This is a genomic window from Nocardia sp. NPDC050717 (assembly GCF_040654275.1).
GTDB lineage: Bacteria > Actinomycetota > Actinomycetes > Mycobacteriales > Mycobacteriaceae > Nocardia.
Genome location: NZ_JBFAHR010000006.1, coordinates 1 through 17,323, shown reverse-complemented (window position 1 = coordinate 17,323; position 17,323 = coordinate 1). Strand labels below are relative to the sequence as shown.

At 68.9% G+C, this 17,323-nt stretch carries 21 protein-coding genes, 1 tRNA gene and 1 pseudogene; 10 read left to right on the top strand and 13 right to left on the bottom strand.

Annotated elements, in window-relative coordinates; genetic code table 11:
- Positions 1-76 precede the first annotated feature (76 nt).
- Positions 77-625, bottom strand: a complete 549-nt coding sequence (locus AB0H56_RS14285) for a TetR family transcriptional regulator (protein ID WP_357162158.1) — start codon at positions 623-625, stop codon at positions 77-79.
- Positions 626-681: 56 nt separating this feature from the next.
- The gene (locus AB0H56_RS14280) at positions 682-1,197 is read right to left on the bottom strand and encodes a hypothetical protein (protein WP_357162155.1); all 516 of its coding nucleotides are present in this window, start codon (positions 1,195-1,197) and stop codon (positions 682-684) included.
- A gap of 72 nt (positions 1,198-1,269) precedes the next feature.
- On the opposite strand from AB0H56_RS14280, the gene AB0H56_RS14275 reads away from it, so the two are divergent.
- The 3 genes from AB0H56_RS14275 (at position 1,270) to AB0H56_RS14265 (ending at position 2,514) form a co-directional block, all read left to right on the top strand.
- Entirely contained in the window at positions 1,270-1,662 is a 393-nt protein-coding gene (locus AB0H56_RS14275) for a PPOX class F420-dependent oxidoreductase (RefSeq protein ID WP_357162152.1), read from the top strand.
- Positions 1,663-1,696: 34 nt separating this feature from the next.
- The gene (locus AB0H56_RS14270) at positions 1,697-2,005 is read left to right on the top strand and encodes a hypothetical protein (RefSeq protein WP_357162149.1); all 309 of its coding nucleotides are present in this window, start codon (positions 1,697-1,699) and stop codon (positions 2,003-2,005) included.
- A gap of 221 nt (positions 2,006-2,226) precedes the next feature.
- Positions 2,227-2,514, top strand: a complete 288-nt coding sequence (locus AB0H56_RS14265; protein ID WP_357162146.1) for a hypothetical protein — start codon at positions 2,227-2,229, stop codon at positions 2,512-2,514.
- A 342-nt stretch (positions 2,515-2,856) separates the two neighbouring features.
- On the opposite strand, the gene AB0H56_RS14260 is transcribed toward AB0H56_RS14265, so the two are convergent.
- The 5 genes from AB0H56_RS14260 to AB0H56_RS14240 form a co-directional block, all read right to left on the bottom strand.
- Positions 2,857-3,357, bottom strand: coding sequence for a hypothetical protein (locus tag AB0H56_RS14260; protein ID WP_357162143.1), 501 nt, complete (start codon positions 3,355-3,357; stop codon positions 2,857-2,859).
- Positions 3,358-3,635: 278 nt separating this feature from the next.
- A complete protein-coding gene (locus AB0H56_RS14255) occupies positions 3,636-3,842 on the bottom strand; it encodes a hypothetical protein (protein ID WP_357162140.1) in 207 nt (68 codons plus the stop codon).
- 251 nt (positions 3,843-4,093) lie between these two features.
- Positions 4,094-4,164, bottom strand: a tRNA-Gly gene (locus AB0H56_RS14250).
- 71 nt (positions 4,165-4,235) lie between these two features.
- Positions 4,236-4,589, bottom strand: a complete 354-nt coding sequence (locus AB0H56_RS14245) for a DoxX family protein (protein WP_357162137.1) — start codon at positions 4,587-4,589, stop codon at positions 4,236-4,238.
- Positions 4,590-4,606: 17 nt separating this feature from the next.
- Positions 4,607-4,957: a hypothetical protein gene (locus tag AB0H56_RS14240; protein ID WP_357162134.1), complete on the bottom strand. Its 351-nt coding sequence runs from the start codon at positions 4,955-4,957 to the stop codon at positions 4,607-4,609.
- Positions 4,958-5,011: 54 nt separating this feature from the next.
- Here AB0H56_RS14240 and AB0H56_RS14235 point away from each other — a divergent pair, with 54 nt between their 5' ends.
- The 3 genes from AB0H56_RS14235 to dcd all read left to right on the top strand — a co-directional run bounded on the left by AB0H56_RS14235 (position 5,012) and on the right by dcd (position 7,189).
- Positions 5,012-5,689 carry a helix-turn-helix domain-containing protein gene (locus AB0H56_RS14235; protein WP_357162131.1) on the top strand — a complete coding sequence of 226 codons (678 nt, stop codon included), beginning with the start codon at positions 5,012-5,014 and terminating at the stop codon, positions 5,687-5,689.
- A 206-nt stretch (positions 5,690-5,895) separates the two neighbouring features.
- Complete coding sequence (locus AB0H56_RS14230) at positions 5,896-6,354, top strand: hypothetical protein (RefSeq protein WP_357162129.1); 459 nt, start codon at positions 5,896-5,898, stop codon at positions 6,352-6,354.
- A gap of 235 nt (positions 6,355-6,589) precedes the next feature.
- Positions 6,590-7,189 carry a dCTP deaminase gene (gene dcd, locus AB0H56_RS14225; protein WP_280338743.1) on the top strand — a complete coding sequence of 200 codons (600 nt, stop codon included), beginning with the start codon at positions 6,590-6,592 and terminating at the stop codon, positions 7,187-7,189.
- Here the strand turns inward: dcd and AB0H56_RS14220 are convergent.
- Positions 7,102-7,614: a hypothetical protein gene (locus tag AB0H56_RS14220; protein ID WP_357162125.1), complete on the bottom strand. Its 513-nt coding sequence runs from the start codon at positions 7,612-7,614 to the stop codon at positions 7,102-7,104. The two genes, dcd and AB0H56_RS14220, sit on opposite strands and share 88 nt — an antisense overlap.
- Positions 7,615-7,818: 204 nt before the next feature.
- Here AB0H56_RS14220 and AB0H56_RS14215 point away from each other — a divergent pair, with 204 nt between their 5' ends.
- From AB0H56_RS14215 to AB0H56_RS14205, 3 genes are all read left to right on the top strand, one after another.
- The gene (locus tag AB0H56_RS14215) at positions 7,819-9,078 is read left to right on the top strand and encodes an XRE family transcriptional regulator (protein WP_357162122.1); all 1,260 of its coding nucleotides are present in this window, start codon (positions 7,819-7,821) and stop codon (positions 9,076-9,078) included.
- Positions 9,079-9,120: 42 nt separating this feature from the next.
- Positions 9,121-10,368, top strand: coding sequence for a pyridoxal phosphate-dependent aminotransferase (locus tag AB0H56_RS14210; protein ID WP_110037667.1), 1,248 nt, complete (start codon positions 9,121-9,123; stop codon positions 10,366-10,368).
- A gap of 276 nt (positions 10,369-10,644) precedes the next feature.
- Entirely contained in the window at positions 10,645-11,919 is a 1,275-nt protein-coding gene (locus AB0H56_RS14205) for a YibE/F family protein (RefSeq protein WP_357162119.1), read from the top strand.
- A 1-nt stretch (position 11,920) separates the two neighbouring features.
- Here the strand turns inward: AB0H56_RS14205 and AB0H56_RS14200 are convergent, their stop codons facing one another.
- Together AB0H56_RS14200 and AB0H56_RS14195 are read right to left on the bottom strand one after the other, a co-directional pair.
- Entirely contained in the window at positions 11,921-13,279 is a 1,359-nt protein-coding gene (locus AB0H56_RS14200; protein WP_357162116.1) for an Hsp70 family protein, read from the bottom strand.
- Between the two features lie 89 nt (positions 13,280-13,368).
- Positions 13,369-14,691, bottom strand: coding sequence for a UDP-glucose/GDP-mannose dehydrogenase family protein (locus AB0H56_RS14195; RefSeq protein WP_357162113.1), 1,323 nt, complete (start codon positions 14,689-14,691; stop codon positions 13,369-13,371).
- 211 nt (positions 14,692-14,902) lie between these two features.
- Here AB0H56_RS14195 and AB0H56_RS14190 point away from each other — a divergent pair, with 211 nt between their 5' ends.
- Entirely contained in the window at positions 14,903-15,427 is a 525-nt protein-coding gene (locus tag AB0H56_RS14190; RefSeq protein WP_357162110.1) for a YdcF family protein, read from the top strand.
- A gap of 10 nt (positions 15,428-15,437) precedes the next feature.
- Here AB0H56_RS14190 and AB0H56_RS14185 read toward each other — a convergent pair whose 3' ends face one another.
- From AB0H56_RS14185 to AB0H56_RS14175, 3 genes and pseudogenes are all read right to left on the bottom strand, one after another.
- Complete coding sequence (locus AB0H56_RS14185) at positions 15,438-15,836, bottom strand: PIN domain nuclease (RefSeq protein ID WP_357162107.1); 399 nt, start codon at positions 15,834-15,836, stop codon at positions 15,438-15,440.
- An 11-nt stretch (positions 15,837-15,847) separates the two neighbouring features.
- Complete coding sequence (locus AB0H56_RS14180; RefSeq protein WP_233001227.1) at positions 15,848-16,048, bottom strand: type II toxin-antitoxin system VapB family antitoxin; 201 nt, start codon at positions 16,046-16,048, stop codon at positions 15,848-15,850.
- Between the two features lie 129 nt (positions 16,049-16,177).
- Positions 16,178-17,323: pseudogene (locus AB0H56_RS14175) on the bottom strand (Fe-S oxidoreductase); the annotation flags it as partial.

Genomic DNA, 17,323 nt, shown 5'->3' with positions numbered 1-17,323 from the left:
ACGATGGGATTCACCCGCTCGGACAAGCGATCGGGTGACGACGCCGGACCTGAGCGGTGGTGGCTCTCCGTGCGGGTCAGAGGAGCCGGCGCACGGCTTCGACGATGGTTCGGCGTCGGTCCTCGACGCTCTCGGTGGTGGTGGGCATGTCGGCGGCGCTACTCGGGTCCCAGGCGAGGGCGATGCTCAGGACCAGGGTCAGCAGGGCGGTGGGGGAGAAGGCCGCGCCGATGTTGTCGGCCTTCTGCACGGCGGCCAGCGCCTCCACCTTGGCCTCGCGGGGGGAGGAGAGAACGGCTGACTGCTGATCGCCGCGCTCGAGCCGGTGCCAGGTGGCCAGGCGGACGACCTCGGGGTGCCGGCAGCTGTAGTCGAAGAGTCGTCCCGCGTACTCCGGGAGATCGTCGGGGGTGAACGGGACCGACTCGAGCCCGTGGATGACGTGAGCTTCGAACACCGCTTCGAACAGTTGGTCCTTGCTGCAGAAATAGACGTAGATGAGGTTCTTGTTGGCTGCCGCCGCCTTGGCGATCCGGTCGACCCTTGCTCCGGCGATACCGTAGGCGGCGAACTCCTCGGTGGCGGCTTGGAGAATGCGTGCCTTGGTGGCGTCGGCGCGGGACATGGGGCCATCGTAGTTTCGGCGGGACTGCGGCTTCGGGGTCGCGTCGGCTCGCTGGGTCATCCGATTCCGAAGACATCTAAGGCCGCATCCGACACCACCAGCAGCACGGTGGACCACAGTGCGATCCCCGCCATCAACCAGCGGATCAGCCGCCACCGGGGGATGCCGAGGGCGCCACCGAGCAGGGCTGACCCCCACGTGCCGAGCAGTGCGGGACCGAGTATTCCGAAGCCCGCCACGCCGAATCGAGCGAAGATCCGCTGTGCCCGCCGGCCTGTCGCGCCGGACAGCCGTGAGTCCGCCGCAGCCGCTCCCGCGGAGATCGCATTGGTGGAGCCGGAATCGGCCCACGGATCGGCCTGTACCGCAACGAGATTCCGCCGGTTCCGCCAGGACTGCCAGTGCAGCCGGGCGCGTTCCATGAGAAAGACCGCGACGGCGACGCAGCATCCCGCGCCCAGCAGCACCGCTGACAACGTGAAAGGGCGGGGCAGGTCGAGCGTCAGGCCGATGGGAACCGCGGGGGTACCCAGCGCAAAACCGGCGAGCAGAGTCCACACGAACCGCCCCATCGGATCCCTTCCGGCCGCGCGCATCAGATTCAGCGCTTCTCGCGTAATTAACTAACTGGTTAGTTTATTGCCATGGAACATCCCCACGCGGTACTCGACGACTTGGCGGCCGGTAAGTACCTGCTGCTCACCACTTTTCGCCGCGACGGCACCCCGGTCCCCACCCCGGTCTGGGTGATGCGAGACGGCCCTGCGTTGGTTGTGTGCAGCGCGGCCGACGCCGGAAAGGTGAAGCGAATCCGCAAGAGCGGCAACGTGACGATCTCCGCCAGCGACTGGCGCGGCCGACCACGCGGAGCCGCCGTCCCGGCCTTCGCCGAACTGCTACCGCCCGACGCGACCGGCAACGTCATCGACCTGATGAAGCGAAAGTACGGCCTGGCCGCCCGAATCGGACTGGCGGGCAGCGCACTACGCGGCGGCGCCGAGCGCATGGTGGGCATCCGGATCCGGCTGGACGCCTGAGCGGTACGACCGATGGCGTTGATACCCTCCGAGGATGTCGGACCGGCTGAGCAACGGCGCATCGGGGGCGATTCGCCGTTTCGCCGGCTGGGTGGCCCGTGGATCGGTCGGTCATCCGATGCTGAACGGGATCAACTACTGGGACGAGTTGAAGGACTCGCCCTCACAGATGGAGATCTGCTTCGCCATCTTCGCCAACGTCCTCGAGCTCGATGACCGCGGCGAGCCCGTCAACGAGAAATACGCCGAACGCCGCGCCGCACTGTGGCTCTACAAGTACTGCACAGGCGAACTCCCGCCCGGCGAAACGGACCTCCAGGATTGGGAAGTCGAACTCCACTGACGATGAAAGCCCCCGGATGACCTGGGGGCTTTCGATGTTGAGCCGATGACGGGAAAAGAACCCGCGCTGTTCTGCTTGGGAAGCGGGCGAATAGGCGGGAAATCGGACTCGGCCGAGTGAGGTCAGACAATCGGGCCATGAGGAGCCGACTCAACCCACCGATTTTCCCACCGACCTAACCGCGCGGCCCATTCGATGACCGCTGAACCTATGCTGCGTTGGTGGGAGATCATGACGGGTGGGATGAAGACAAGTATGTTGAGACGCTGGAGGGCGAGCGACGCCGCTTCGCGTGGGTGATGCAAAGGTACGGCGGGAAGACTCCAGCCGAAGCCGAAGCCGAAGCCGTGGAGTTCTACTACTACGAGGAGCCGGATACTCCGTGCCGCGGCCTTGTCTTCCACGATGAAGCCTGGCACTGGGCGATGCTCGGAATACACAAGGGCGAGTACTGGCACGCCCACCCCGAACTGGAACAACCATGCGCTGAGTACGACGACATCGAGTGACCGGATCCGCCATGCCTTTCGTCTGACGGCTCGGGCGTCGAAATCGGGGATGTCGACCAAAAATCTGATGGCGCGAATGGGCCACGACGACATGCGGGCTGCGCTGATCTACCAACGGGCTACCGACGACGCCGAGCGCCGCATTGCTCACGGTCTATCGCAGATGGCAAAGGACTACCGCGACGGTCGGTCCAGTGCGTAGATGGCGGCCTGGGGCACGTATGGGGCACGCCTGGTGAGCATCCTCAGGCGAGTTGCCCGCGGTCGCACGTCCGCTCATGCCGAATTCCGTGCATGGTGCCGGTTGCTGCCCGGGCAATCGAGCCACCCCGTTGACAGTCCTCAATCGGCGGCACTCAAGGACAGGCGAGCCACGTGCGTGCGAGTGACCAACACGAAATCATCCCAGATATTGGCGTAGTACCCGTCCGGCCGGATCTTCACCTGCGCCGCGAATCGGATGGTGCCGAGCAAGTTCTCGACGTCGCGGGCGTAATCGTCTACCAGCGCATGCAGCGCGCCCTCATGGGCACACAAACCTTGTGGGGGTTGCATCCGACGCACGGCGCTACGCAAGTACTCTGGCCATCGCGAGACCGGTTTTATCACCAGAGTGTTGAGAACCGGGTCCGCGACGACGCGGAGTATGCGATCCCGCGGTGGCGTACGGCGAATGAACAGCTCGCCGTCCAACGCAATGACTGGGTCGAGGTCGATGCTGACGGCGTGATTGGTGGCCGACATCGTCTCCTCGAGCAGAAGCGCAGCGTTGGCCGCCGCTGATAGCAGGGATCGGTCGGCCGGAGCGGCGCGGTCGCAGCTATGGCCAGTCTTCTTTCCCATGAACAGAGTATCGATCAGCGATCGGAGTCAAGCGAACGGTTTGCCTGTGAGACAGCCGAACTCAATGCCCTGTAATCGCCGCCTATCGCGCGTTCCGGGGACCGGCCAGACACGAAACCCTCGTTCAGCCAGGACACAAGGAAGGACCCGTTGTCCTTGCCGATTGTGGTCTCGAGTAGTCGGCATCTGCAAAGTCGAAGGTGAGCTCGTCGCCAGGGTTCATCCAGTAGTTACCGGGGTCGCTGGAGGGATACCCCGAAGTCGGCCACCTGGCACGGTCACGAGCGAAAGCTGTCGCCGAGGCCTATCGGGCGGTCATCGACAAGATCGATCAAGACTTCGTCGACGATCTCACCACCCTGGTGGAGAAACTGGAATTCGAGCACGAGACCTGGCTGAGCGAGCAGGAACGAGGTCCCAGTTGGTCTGTCGCGGACACCCTCTTCTTTTCGACCGATTGACCAGTCCGGAACGAACGGTGCCATCGGTAGCCCAGCTGTTCGCGCTCGCCAGGGCAGGTACCGGGGAGGCATCGGCTGATGATCCTGCTGACCTCGTTCCTGTCGCTGCGTGGGGGTGAGGGGTCTGCCGGGCGCCGTATCGCCGACGATCTACCGGTCTAGTGCCTGAATGACGGTCCGGGGCACCTGTCGGGCATGGAGGCCGTGCTCGTAACTCTGACAAGATCAACTGAAACAACGAAACCCCCCGGATGACCTGGGGGGTTTCGTGGTTGAGCCGATGACGGGAATCGAACCCGCGCTGTCTGCTTGGGAAGCAGAAGTTCTACCATTGAACTACATCGGCGTGTGCTCTTCGAGCGCGTTCGCGACTCTATCAGACCGGGCGGTGAGCCGGTCAATTCTTTCTCGGAGCGGTCAGGCGTAGCGGTAGAGGACTGTCGCGGTGAAGGTGGCGGCGGAGAGGGCGAGGAAGGCCAGGGGCTGGGAGAGGGCGTGGTCGCCGACGCGGAGGTGGGCGATGACGGCGCCGATGAAGTAGAGGATCAGGCCCGCTGAGGCGGCTACGCCGACGGGTGGGAGGGCGAAGCCGGCGAGCAGGCCGAGGGCGGCGGCGCCGAGGCAGGTGGCGATGGGGAACATCCAGGAGCGGGGGACGCCCACGTTCGCGGCGGCCGCGACCGGGATGGGGTGGTGGGTGTAGCCCATCCAGGAGCCGGCGGCCATCAGCAGGGCGGTGACGGCGGTGAGGGTGATGTACAGCGCGAGCATGGTGAGGCCTTTCGGGATCAGGATCCGGTGGAGACGAGCAGGGCCGCCCAGGTGACGTAGGCCGCGTTGACGCCGGCGGCCGCGGCGGTCGCGGCACGACCGGCGTCCGTGCGGAACAGCCGGGCGAGCCACAGCACGAGGTAGGACGACAGCAGTGCCAGGGCCATCCACATGCCGAATGTCCTGGTCATCGGCACTATCGTGACCGCGCCGATCGCGATCTCGACGATGCCGCTCGCCACCACCAGCAGATCGGGGCGCGGCAGCGCGGCGGGCACCAGCGACCGGTGATACGCGGGGGCGAGGAAGTGTGAGACGCCGATCGCGATGAGGAAGCCGCCGAGCGCGGTCGCTGCGATAGCGTGCATGAGGTGAGCATGGCGCCGGAGCGGCTGTGGCGGCTTGAACGAAACGATCGCCGGGTGGTTTTCGCCAGCGGCGAGGCGGCCGCGCTGTTCGCCCGCACCGATGACGGGATGGTCGGGGCGCATCGGCATCCGGTGTGGAAACTCGTGCTGCCCTTGGGAAACCGGCCCGTGGAGGTCTGCGGGGCCGACGGGTGGACGGCGTGGCCCGCGGTCGTGGTGCCGCCGCAGTGGTGGCACGCGTGCCGGGTCGTCGGTGGGGTGGTCCGGGTGTCGCTCGATGTGCCGCTGCTGGCCAGGCGGGCGGCCCCGGTCGGGCTCTCGGCGCAGAGCAGGCGGCGGTTGCTCGACGCGCTCGGCATGGGCGCGGACCTCGCGGCGGCGCCGGATCTGGCGGCGCTGCGGGCCGAGGCCGTCGCGCTGCTCGGCGGGGGTGCCGCGCTCGACCCTCGGGTCGCGTCCGCGCTCGCTCGGCTGCACAGCGCGGCGTCGGTGACGGAACTGGCCGGTGCGGTGGGGCTGTCGGCGCCGCGGTTGCGCAGCCTCGTGCAGGCCCAGCTCGGTGTTCCGCTGGCACGGCTACGGCGATGGGATCGGCTGCGGCAGGCCGTCATCGCGCTGCCCGACGGGTCGGTCGCCGACGCGGCAGCCGGTGCGGATTTCGCCGATCAGGCGCATCTGACCAGGACCGCGCGGGAACTCGTCGGCCGGACGCCCTCCTCGCTGCTGATCTGAGCGCGGATCCCCGCCCGCTTCCGGGGAATTCGGGCGGCGCGGTGGCCGCGCGATCTACAGTTCGTCGACGGGTTCCGCACAGGTTGGTCAGCGTTGTCGTGTGGACCCGGCCCTGCCGCGTTCGCGCGGCGCAACAGGTTCTCCGGCTCGGTATCTCGGCTCGGTGTCCGCGGGCCGTCGGGCCGGGACGACGAAAGGCTGACTGAATGAAGCGGATTCTGTTCGTTTCGCTGATCGCGACGGTGACGGCGCTCGGGGCCGCCTGCTCCGACGACTCCGGGTCCGACACCGGAACCACCAGCACGACCACCGCGAAGCCGACCACCAGCGTGGCCGACCACGACCCGGGACACGGCGACGAGGGCCACCAGCACCAGACCTCACCCGCGCCGGGCCCGAACATGATGCCCAACCCGAACGGCGACGGCACCTGGGTCCCCTGCGAGGGCACCATCTGCACCAACCCGAACCACGGCGCGGGCCCGGACGGCGACCAGACGACGCCGCCACCGGTCGAGTCCACCACCCACGCGCCGCTGCCCGGCCCGAGCGACATCGTGAACCCGACCACCCCCGCGCCGCCGCCCGGACCGGGCGACATCGTGAACCCGACCGTTCCCGCGCCGCCGACCGGCCCGGGCGGCATCGTGCAGCCGACGCCGTAGTCGCGAACACGGCCGTCCTGGGCGGAACCGACGAGGCCGGCGTCGTCCACCGGGAGCGCCGGGCGTCTCCGTAGATCGCCCGGGCGTGGTCGGCGCCGCCGCCGGAGCGGCCGACTCGGTGACGCGCAGGCCCGGAGGCGATCGGTCGCATCCCCGCCACCGATCGCCCCCCTCGCCCGCCCTCCCGGGGGTGGGGCCGGTCTACCTGCGGCATCGCCCTGCTTACACTGGGCGCGTGCTGCTCTCCGATCGCGATATCCGGGCCGAGATCGCCGCTGGGCGTCTCGGTGTCGAACCGATGTTGGAGTCGATGGTGCAGCCGTCGAGCATCGACGTACGCCTCGACGGGCTGTTCCGGGTGTTCGACAACAGCCGCTACACCCACATCGACCCGTCCCTGCAGCAGGACGAGCTCACCAGCCTCGTCGAACCCAAGCCGGGTGAACCGTTCGTGCTGCACCCCGGCGAATTCGTGCTCGGCTCGACGCTCGAGGTGTGCTCGCTGCCCGACGACCTGGCCGGCCGCCTCGAGGGCAAGTCGAGCCTGGGCCGGTTGGGCCTGCTCACGCATTCGACCGCGGGGTTCATCGACCCGGGGTTCAGCGGGCACATCACTCTGGAGTTGTCGAACGTCGCGAATCTGCCGATCACGCTGTGGCCGGGGATGAAGATCGGCCAGCTGTGCCTGATCCGGCTGAGCAGCCCGGCCGAGCACCCGTACGGCAGCGCCGCGGCCGGGTCGAAATATCAGGGGCAGCGCGGGCCGACGCCGTCGCGGTCGTACCTCAACTTCCCGCTGCCGCCCGCCTCGCTCAACGCCGTCGAAACCCGCTGACGGGTCACCGACAGCGCCAGGTGCAGCACCAGCGACAGCGGCGGCAACACGTCCCTGGCAAGGGGCGGACGCACCCAGTGACAACCCTCCCTGCTCCAGCGGCCCAGGCTGGTCGGCAGCATGACCGCGCTGCCGACGCCGGGGATATCGATATCGAGTCCGGCCAGTTCGGTGGCCACCTCGGCCGGCGGTCTGGCATCGGGTTCGGCGAGCAGACTCCAGCGGATCTGCCTGGCCAGCACCGGACCCTCCCGGTGCTGCTCCCGTAGGGCCGCGAGCACCAGTTCGGCTCGCGTGGTCGGCAGATGCACCACACACAGCCGATCGGTGATCGGCAGCATCACGAAGCCACCGCGCTCGCGAACGGGTAGCCCGAATTCGCGCTGGTAGCAAGACACCCAGTCATCGACAGTCCTGGCTTCCACCTGTCCAGGATCTCCCTTTTCGCACGTCCGCGGCCACTGCCCCGCACCGCCCTTTCACTGCCTCAGGCAACCGATTCGGTCAAGATTGTGGTGTGTCTCACTGTGTCCCTCGTACTCTGGAGGAAGTTGTCCGTCGGATGAGGTGACGCCGTGGTCGGGGAGTGGACGGGAAGAGAAGCCAGAGCACTTCGTGATGCCAAACGAATGAGCATCCGGGAGTTCGCGGCTCATCTCGGCGTGCACGAACGACTGGTGTCCAAATGGGAGGCAGGCGGCGCGCGTGTGCGCCCGCGGCCGGTGAATCAGGCAGCGCTCGACACGTCGCTCGCGCGTTCCGACGACGTGGTCCGCGCACGTTTCACGACGCTGCTCGCGCCCGCGGGAGGTGACGTCGACCTGCTCGCTTTCGTCGACGCCGGGGCGAGCAAAGGCGCTGTGCCCGAGGTGATGTCGGAGAGGGAGTTGATCATGGCGGCTGCGCACGAGGCGAGCGAGCACGCGGCCGCCGCGGAGGGCACGAACGTCGGCGCGACCACGCTGGCCCAGCTCGACGCGGATGTCCGGCGGATCGCGAACGAGTACGTGCACGCCGCGCCCGCGCCGATGATGGTCGAGATGCTGCGAGTGCGGCGGCGGGTGTACCGACTACTCGACGGGCAGCAGAAGCCGGGTGACACCAGTCACCTGTACCTGCTGGCCGGAACGCTGTCGGGCCTGATGGCCAACGCGAGCACCGACCTCGGCTATCTCGACGCCGCGGGCGAACAGATCAGAGCCGCATGGGCTTACGCGGAACTGAGCGGGCACAACGGCTTACGCGCGTGGACCAGGGGCATGCACGCGCTGATCGAGAACTGGTCGGACCGGCCGCGCAACGCGGTCCAATTGGCGCGCAGCGGCCAGGAATTCGCCGGGGCGGGCATCGGCCGGGTGCGCCTGCTGAACATCGAGGCGCGGGTGTGGGCGCGGCTCGGCAGCGACACCGAGACCGATCGCTGCCTGCGCGCCGCCGAGACCGTCAGCGGTGAGGCGCGCGACGAACTGCACGACGAGATCGGCGGGGTGTTCGGTTTCCCCGAACCGAAGGCGGCCTACTACGCGGGCGCCACCTGCATCCAGCTCGGCCGCGCCGAACAGGCGCTGGCCGCCACCGAGCGGGCCATCGCCCTCTACAGCGGCGGCCCGGCCCGCCAGCGCTCCTACGGCGCCGAATCGCTGGCCAGGGTCGACAACGCCGCCGCGCACCTCATCAACGGCAGCATCGACGGCGCCGCCGACGCGCTGCGCCCCGTCCTGGGTCTGCCAGAGGACCTGCGCATCGCCCAGCTCGGCGAACGCCTCGTCGGACTGCGCCGCCGTATCGCCGCGCCGACCTATCGCGACGCGGTGGAGGCGCGCGGTCTCGACGAGCGCATCGAGGAGTTCTGCGTCGCGACCGCCGCGCTCAGCAGCCGTCCCAGCTAGGGCATCCCTAATTCGTTTGCGGTCGGATGGCACCATGGTCGGGTGAGTCCGAATCAGTCGCCGCATGTGCCTCCGCGCGTTCTCGAGCAGTCGAAGAAGCTGCAGAACGTGGTCTACGAGATCCGTGGGCCGGTACACGCACACGCGGCACGGCTGGAGGCCGAGGGGCATCGCATCCTCAAGCTCAACATCGGCAACCCGGCCCCGTTCGGTTTCGAGGCCCCCGATGTGATCATGCGCGACATGATCGCCGCCCTGCCGTACGCGCAGGGGTACTCCGAGTCCAAGGGCATCCTGTCGGCGCGGCGCGCGATCGTCACCAGGTACGAGCTGGTGCCGGGCTTCCCCGAGCTCGACGTGGACGACGTCTACCTCGGCAACGGCGTGTCCGAGCTGATCACCGTCACCATGCAGGCGCTGCTCGACAACGGCGACGAGGTGCTGATCCCGGCCCCCGACTACCCGCTGTGGACGGCCATGACCAGCCTCGCCGGCGGCACCCCCGTGCACTACCTGTGCGACGAGGCGAACGGCTGGCAGCCCGACATCGCCGACATCGAAGCCAAGATCACCGACAAGACCAAAGCCCTGCTGGTGATCAACCCGAACAATCCGACGGGTGCGGTGTACTCGGCGGAGGTGCTGCAGCAGATCGTCGACCTGGCGCGCAAGCATCGGCTGCTGCTGCTGGCCGACGAGATCTACGACAAGATCCTCTACGACGACGCCAAGCACATCTCGCTGGCCTCGCTCGCGCCCGACCTGCTGTGCCTGACCTTCAACGGCCTGTCCAAGGCGTACCGGGTGGCGGGGTACCGCGCGGGCTGGCTCGCGATCACCGGTCCCAAGGACCACGCGGCGGGTTTCCTCGAGGGGATCGACCTGCTCGCCTCGTCCCGGCTGTGCCCGAACGTGCCCGCCCAGCACGCCATCCAGGTGGCGCTCGGTGGACATCAGAGCATCGAGGATCTGATCCTGCCCGGCGGGCGCCTGCTCGAGCAGCGGGACGTGGCCTGGGAGCGGCTCAACATGATCCCCGGCGTCTCGTGCGTGAAGCCGCGGGGCGCGCTGTACGCGTTCCCGCGCCTGGATCCGAACGTGCACGAGATCCACGACGACGCGAAGCTGGTGCTCGACCTGCTGCTGCAGGAGAAGATCCTGATGGTGCAGGGCACCGGGTTCAACTGGCCCGACACCGATCACCTGCGGATCGTGACCCTGCCGTGGGCGCGGGATCTCGCGGTGGCGATCGAGCGGTTCGGAAACTTCCTGGCCAGCTACCGTCAGTAGTGGGTTGAAACAGACCCCAGGTTTGGAATCTCGGACTTTTTGAAGATGTACTAGTGCAAAAGTCCGAGTTTTGTGTACAGTAGTCCTCGGCGCTTCGGCGCCCGGCCCGGTTGTCTACCCCCCCTGGACAACCGAGAGCCCTAGGTACGAGCGCCTACCCCCCTGGGCGCCGGCCACCAGGCGGCGGAGACATCCCCCTGCTCTCCGCCGCCTGTACCTCGGGAGCGTGATCGCCTCGAGTCGTTCTTGAAAACGATATCGCTTAAGGTTTTGGCCGTGAGCGATCATCATCACCACCACCACGACCATTCGGGTCCGATTGCCATCGGGGCCACCGCCGCGAAGGTCGTCGTCGGGCTGCTCAGCGTGATCGGGGCGGTGGTGCTGATCGCGACGGTGCTGCTCTGGCCCGGCGCGCAGCAGGTCGAGATCCCCCTGCCGATGCAGACCGCCACCGGCGGCGCCGTGCAGACCGAGGCGGGCACGGTCGTCCTGCAGGACGTCGGGCCGTGCGGAAGCAGCTCGCTCGGCCGGGTCTTCACCGATCAGCCCGCGGCGCCACGCAACGCCGCATACACCTGTCAGCGCAGCGTCATCCAGATCGAGTCGGGACCGGACAAGGGGTCGAAGACGCTGTTCGAGATCGCGCCGGGGCCTGGTCAGCCGGACCTGCGCGCCGGTGACGAGATCCGGATCGTGCGGGCCGCCGATCCCAGCGGCATCACCATGTACGCGTTCGAGGACTACTCGCGCGGGCTGCCGCTGCTGCTGATCGTGCTCGCATTCGTGGTGGTGATCTGTGTGGTCGCGCGGTGGCGCGGGTTCAGGGCGCTGCTCGGGTTGCTGTTCGCGTTCGCCGTCGTCGTCATGTTCCTGTTGCCCGCGCTGCTCGACGGTAAGCCCGCGATCCCCGTCGCGCTGGTGTCGGGCTCGCTGATCCTCTACGTGGTCCTCTATCTCGCGCACGGGGTGAACCTGCGGACCAGTTCGGCGCTGCTCGGCACGCTGGCCTCGATGCTGCTCGCGGCGTTCCTGTCCTGGGTGACGCTCGAGGTCACCAATCTCACGGGGCTGTCGGAGGAACAGAACACCAATGTGGCCACCTATCTCGAGCACGTCAGCATCACCGGGCTGCTGCTGGCCGGATTCATCATCGGCTCGCTCGGCGTGCTCAACGACGTGACCATCACCCAGGCCTCGGCCGCCTTCGAGCTCGCCGCGCTCGACGAGGGCGCCTCCCGGCGTGAGATCTTCACCGCCACCATGCGCGTCGGCCGCGACCACATCGCCAGTACCGTCTACACGCTGGTGCTCGCCTACGCCGGTGGCGCGCTGCCGCTGCTGCTGATCTTCAGCGTCGCCGGTCGCTCCATCACCGACGTGCTCACCGGTGACGCGGTCGCCATCGAGATCGCCCGTTCCGCCGTCGGCGGTATCGCGCTGGCCCTCTCGGTGCCGCTCACCACCGCCATCGCGGTGCTCCTGGCCCGGCCGTTCGGCGCCGCCAAGCCCGACGCGGCGCCGCGGCGGGCCAGGCACGCCAGGAACTGAGCTAGCCGCCCGGCGGCGGGAAGCCGGGCAACACCACCGGCGGCAACGTCGGGACCACGATCGGGGGCAGGCCCGGCACCACGGTGAAGGTGTTCGGGCCGGGTGGCGCCGGCGTCTCGGTCGTCGGCCCGGCGTTCTGCTGGGTGGCCGGGGGCGCCGCGACCGTGGCGTGGATGGCGTCGGTGGTCGGGGGCGCCGCCGTGGACGGGCCGGCCAGGGTCGGCCGCGGCGCCGACGACTCGGGGACCGCCTGCGAACCGTCGCTGGAATTGCCGCGCTCGAGGACCTCGGGGCCGTAGCCGAGGCCGAGGCCGATCGCGGAGACCACCACCAGCGCGCTGACCGTCAGCACGGCGCCGTTCAGTTCACGACGGTTGTTCCCGGACCGGCTGGTCAGGGCGCTCAGCGGACGACGGCGCGCGGGCGCCGTCAACCAGGCCGGGGTGGCGTCGTCGGCCTCACCCATCGGGACCGCGGCGGGCGCGGCAGGCGCCTGCTGGACCTGCGCCGGGCGGGCCAGCAGCGCGGCGCCACGGGCCAGCGCCGTCTCCGGCTCCGGCGGCACCAGCACCGGCACGCCGATCGTGCGTTCCAGCACGCGCGCGATCAGCGGAATCCGGGCGCCGCCGCCGATCACCAGGACCGCCTGCACCGGATGCTGCGCGCGGATGACGACATCGCGCGTCATCCGCGCCGACGACTCGATCGCCAGCATCATCAGCGCTTCGAAGTTCTCCTGCGTGAGCAGGACCAGGCCCTGCTCACTCGGCAGCGCCACCGCGTTGCTGCTGGACAGCTGCTCCTTCGCGGCGCGGCACAGCGCGTCGAGCTCGGCGAGCCCCACCGGGTCGGCCGGGTGCGCGATCCGGCCGGAGGCGATCTGCTGTTCCCTGATCAGCGAATCGAGGTAGTCGCCGCTGATGTCGCTGATGCGCTCGCACTGATAGACGTCGCTGGTGCGGGCGTTCACCACGCTCACCGTGAGTCCCGAACTGCCGAGGTCGTAGACGGCCAGCGCCGAGACCTCGCGCATATCGGTGGTGGCGTGCGCGAAGTGCACCGCGGCGACGGCTTCGGGAACCAGTTGATAGTTGGTGAGCTGACGGCGCGCCATCGCCGCCCGGATCGCCCTGGCCTGCGCGTCGCTGCGGAAGGTGACGGTGGTGGCCGTGATGTCGGGCGCGGCGGCCAGCGCGACGGCGATCGCGTCGGCCGCCGACTCCTCGGCCTGGTGCTCCGGCAACGAAATGGTCTGCAGGTCGAAGGAATACGGCGGGACGAACCCGTGCGGGCCACTGTGGAGCGGGCGCGCGAGACGCACCGTCCCGGCCCCCACCGATACTCCCAGTACCGAACTCATCAGCTACCCATCCCGATCCCTACTGCACGACATGCGGAGCCTGCACACTCGGAACAAAATGTCCGGCAGCCCCCGCTTGGATCGCCACTCTACGGGGTGCCGAGTCCGGCGTACACCCACCCGGCCCCGCGCCAGCTTGCGCTGTCCAAACAATTGCGGCCATCGATGATCGAGCGCGACCGCACCACCGGGTCGAGATCGGCCGGAGTCAGCGCGGTGAATTCGTTCCACTCGGTGAGGACGAGGACCACGTCGGCGCGATCGCAGGCCTCGGCCACCGAGGTCGCGTAGTTCAGGGTGGGGAACACCCGGCGCGAATTCTCCACGGCCTTGGGGTCGTACACGGTGACGACGGCGCCGTGCAGCTGGATCATCCCCGCCACGTTCAGCGCCGGGGAATCGCGCACGTCATCGGATTCCGGCTTGAACGCGGCGCCGAGGACGGCCACGTTGGCGCCGAGCAGCGAGCCGCCGCAGGCGCGCGCGGCCATGTCGACCACCTTGGTGCGGCGGCGCATGTTGATGTTGTCGACCTCGCGCAGGAACGCCACCGCGTGATCGGCGCCCAGCTCGCCGGAGCGGGCCATGAACGCGCGGATGTCCTTGGGCAGGCAGCCGCCGCCGAAACCCAGTCCGGCGTTGAGGAATCGACGGCCGATGCGGGCGTCGTAGCCGAGCGCGTCGGCCAGCATCGTCACATCGGCGCCGGTCGCCTCGCACACCTCGGAGACGGCGTTGATGAACGAGATCTTCGTCGCCAGAAACGCGTTGGCCGAGACCTTCACCAGTTCGGCGGTGGCCAGGTCGGTGAGCAGGAACGGGATCTCGGCGGCGATCAGATCGGCGTAGATCTCGCGGATCTGCTGCTCCACCCAACCGGCCCGCTCGCGCGCGGCGTCGATGCCGAGGACCAGGCGGTCCGGGCGCAGGGTGTCCTGCACGGCGAAGCCCTCGCGCAGGAACTCCGGATTCCAGGCCACCTCCACGTCGACCTTCGCCGCCGCGCGGGCCCGCTCGCCCAGCGCCGCGGCGGTGCCCACCGGCACCGTCGACTTGCCGATGATCATCGCCGGGCGCTCCAGCATCGGGGCCAGCGTGTCGACCACCGCGTGCACGTATTTCAGGTCGGCGCCGTACTCGCCCTTCTTCTGCGGGGTGCCGACGCCGAGGAAATGCATGTCGGCGTGGGCCGCGGCGTCCTCGTAGTCGGTGGTGAACCGTAGTCTGCCCGCGGCGAGGTTGCGCTGCAGCACCTCGTCCAGGCCGGGTTCGTAGAACGGCACCACCCCATCGGCCAGTTTGGCCACCTTGCCGGGATCGACATCGACCCCGACCACGTCATGCCCCAGCTCGGCCATACACGCTGCGTGCGTGGCCCCCAGGTACCCCGTTCCGAAGACTGTGCATCGCATGGTTCCGTTGGTAAGGCGCGCGCGTGGCTACGCCGCGTCAGCGAGGCAAGAGCGGGCGCAACATCAGGTGTACAGGGGGAGACGTCGAGCGTTCGCGCAGGTCGGGGCGGTGGCGGGGAAAGGGGGCTGACGCGCCGGGGCCGGGCCACGCCGGTCATCGGCGGGCGGCGTAGGTTGGTCGGCACCGATCCGGCCAGAGAGGCGGGTGTGCGTGCGCCGGTCCCTGCTCGTCCTCGGTGCGCTGCTGCTCACGGCCCTGATCGTGGTGGTGGCGCTGTGGCCGGTGTATGTGCGGCCACGCACCGACGAGCCGGTCCGCGCCGACGCGATCCTCGTCCTCGGCGGCGCCCACGACGGCCGCGAACAACTCGGATTGCGGCTGGCCGCGGCCGGTCTCGCTCCGCGCGTGCTGCTCTCGAACCCCTACGAGCGCAGTCCGCTGGTCAACCGGATCTGCCACGGCGGCTACAGCTTCGAGGTCATCTGCTTCGACCCCAGCCCCCGCACCACCCTCGGTGAGGGTCGCGAGCTGGCCCGCCTCGGCGCCGGCTGGTCCCGCGTCATCGTGGTCACCTTCACCCCGCACATCTCCCGATCCCGCTACATCCTCGGCAGATGCTGGCCCGGCGAACTCCTCTTCGTCGACCCGAAACCCCACCTCTCCCCGGCCCGCTGGGCCTGGGACTACGCCTACCAGTCGGCGGGCTACGTCAAAGCCTGGTTCCAGGACTGCTGACGGTCACCCCTCATGTGGTCGGCAGCCGGTGATGTGGTTGCCCGGTGACCTCCGCGATCGTTTCGTAGTCGCTGTCGACGTGCATGACGGTCGCGCCGTGCACTTCGGCTGTCGCGGCGATGATCAGGTCCGGGATCGGAAGCCTATGGGCTCCGCGCTCGGCGAGCAGGCCTTGCACCGCGAGCGCCCTGTCCATCGCCTCTTCGGTGACAGGCAACCAGACGAGTGCCTTCTGGTGCCCGATCTTCGCGGTGTAGTCCGCGAGTGAGCGCGCCGAGTAGCCGATTTCGAGCGCGGTCAGGTGGCATGCGGCGACAAGGGCTCCGGGGACACTGGTCACCGCGTGGAAATCAGCGGCCGCGGTCGGATCGCGCAGGACCCACTCGATCGCCGACTTGTCCGCCAGCATGAACATCGTCCTCAGCGCCAGGCCCCCTTCATCCCTTCGGGCGACAGATCGGTGTTGCTTTCGCGGAACTGCTGCAGCATCTTGGCGACGGCCCGCCTGTTCGCGACTTCACGCAGAGCGGCATTGACCGTCGCGACCTTGGTTTTCGTGCCAAGTTCTTCCGCCGCGAGTGCGAGGGCGTCGTCATCGATGTCGATCAGGGTACGGGACATCGCCCACCTCCATATATCAAAAATCTGGCATCAATGATATCAGCGCTATGGCCTGCCGACGATGCGTCGGCCGTATACGCGAACGAGGCGCGGATCTGGGATCCGCGCCTCGTTCGTGGTGTTCAGTTGTCAGTTCTTGCGGCCGGGGGCCTTCGCGCCGGACTTGAAGCCGAGGCCGCCGGGCTTGGCGGTCGGCGGGGCGACGGCGGGGGTGCCGTTGCCGTTGGTGGACTCGGCCTCGGTGGCCGGTTCCGCCGGGGCGGCGGGTTCGGCCGGGGTCGCCGACTCCGGCGCCGGTGCTTCGGCCGGGGCCGGAGCGGGAGCCGGGGCCTCGGCGGGTGCGGCGGCCGCGGTGCCGGGGGCCTTGGGGCCGGGGCGCTTGAAGCCGGACTTCATGGCCAGGCCCTTGGCGGCGACGGTCGGCTTGGTTTCGGTGGGGGCCGAAACCGGCTCGGCGGGTGCTTCGGCGGCGGGGGCTTCCGCGGCCGGAGACGCTTCCGCCGCCGGAGCCTCGGCGGCCTTCGGAGCGCCGGGGGCCTTGGCACCGGGGCGCTTGAAGCCGGACTTCATGGCCAGGCCCTTGGCGGCGACCGTCGGCTTGGACTCGGCGGTGGCCGGAGCGGCTTCGGCGGCCGGAGCTTCCGCGGCGGGAGCGGCGGGAGCGGCGGGAGCCTTCGCGCCGGGCGCCTTCGCGCCGCCCTTCATGCCGAGTCCGCCTCCGGGTGCCTTGGCGCCACCCTTCATGCCCAGACCCTTGACCGGGGGAGCGGAGGTCTCAGTGGCGGGGGCTTCGGCAGCGGTCGCCTCAGCCGCGGGCGCCTTCGCACCCGGAGCTTTCGCGCCGCCCTTCATCCCGAGTCCACCACCGGGCGCCTTCGCGCCACCCTTCATCCCCAGACCCTTGGCCGGAGCAGCCTCAGCCGGAGCGGCTTCCGCGGCAGGAGCCTTCGCCCCCGGCGCCTTGGCGGCGCCCTTCATCCCCAGGCCGCCACCGGGCGCCTTCGCGGCGCCCTTCATGCCCAGGCCGCCACCGGTCGGTGCGGCCTTCGGGGCGGTGTCTTCGACCACCTCGGCGGCAACGGGTTCCGGCTCGGGTTCGGGTTCGGGTTCGGCCTTGGGTTCCTGGACCACGTGCAGGTTCGCCGACAGTTCAGCGGCGTCGACGCGGGTGATCGAGTCGAGCATCAGCTGGGCGACGTCGACGACCTCGACACCTTCGCCCTGGCCCTGTTCCTGGCGGGCGGTGACACCGTCGGTGAGCATGACGCGGCAGAA